Source organism: Paenibacillus darwinianus (assembly GCF_000598065.1).
In the GTDB taxonomy this organism is placed as follows: domain Bacteria; phylum Bacillota; class Bacilli; order Paenibacillales; family Paenibacillaceae; genus Paenibacillus_I; species Paenibacillus_I darwinianus.
The window spans coordinates 82,970-84,027 of the sequence record NZ_KK082127.1 but is presented as its reverse complement, the minus strand read 5'-3'; the positions used below and the strand labels follow the sequence as shown (position 1 = coordinate 84,027).

Sequence of the window (1,058 nt, the reverse complement as noted above, 5' to 3'; positions counted from 1 at the left end):
CAGCCGCAACCCGGCTTCAACCGGGACATACGCTGCGGAGGGACAGCTTTGGAATCGCGGTGCCGAGCCGTTTGGGAACAAGGGCAGAGACCGGCGAGCCGACGCGCCGACGCCGACCGTTCCGCCGGATGCGGCAGAGAAGCTGTACGGTCCATCAGGCAAACTACAGGCGGATTGGGCGGTCAGGGAGTCGTCTGCCGCGCTGGAGTCTGCCGCACGTGCTGCGGATGAGCCGATCCAGGTGCCGTCCGATCGGGCAGAATCTCGCGACGGAGCTCCCGCGTCTCATCCGGCCGGGGAGGAGCCGTTGCAGGAGGGCAAAGGGAGTTTTCCCGAGCTTACCTGGATCGGCCAGCTTCATGGGACTTATATGGTGGCCCAGAATGAGGACGGGCTTTATTTGATCGATCAGCATGCTGCTCACGAGCGGATCAACTACGAATATTATTTGCGCAAATTCGGAGAGCCTGCGCCGTACAAGCAGCCGCTGCTCGTCCCGCTCACGCTGGAATTTACCGCAGGCGATGCGGAGCTCGTGCGCAGCCGGCTGGCGGCTTTCGCCGAGGCGGGCGGAGGGACAGCTTTGGAATCGCGGTGCCGAGCCGTTTGGGAACAAGGGCAGAGACCGGCGAGCCGACGCGCCGACGCCGACCGTTCCGCCGGATGCGGCAGAGAAGCTGTACGGTCCATCAGGCAAACTACAGGCGGATTGGGCGGTCAGGGAGTCGTCTGCCGCGCTGGAGTCTGCCGCACGTGCTGCGGATGAGCCGATCCAGGTGCCGTCCGATCGGGCAGAATCTCGCGACGGAGCTCCCGCGTCTCATCCGGCCGGGGAGGAGCCGTTGCAGGAGGGCAAAGGGAGTTTTCCCGAGCTTACCTGGATCGGCCAGCTTCATGGGACTTATATGGTGGCCCAGAATGAGGACGGGCTTTATTTGATCGATCAGCATGCTGCTCACGAGCGGATCAACTACGAATATTATTTGCGCAAATTCGGAGAGCCTGCGCCGTACAAGCAGCCGCTGCTCGTCCCGCTCACGCTGGAATTTACCGCAGGC

Annotated in this window: 2 pseudogenes; both read left to right on the top strand. The window is 63.0% G+C overall.

Annotated elements, in window-relative coordinates:
* A pseudogene (locus BG52_RS16670) lies at nt 1-766 on the top strand (hypothetical protein); the annotation flags it as partial.
* A 94-nt stretch (nt 767-860) separates the two neighbouring features.
* Nucleotides 861-1,058: pseudogene (locus BG52_RS15845) on the top strand (DNA mismatch repair endonuclease MutL); the annotation flags it as partial.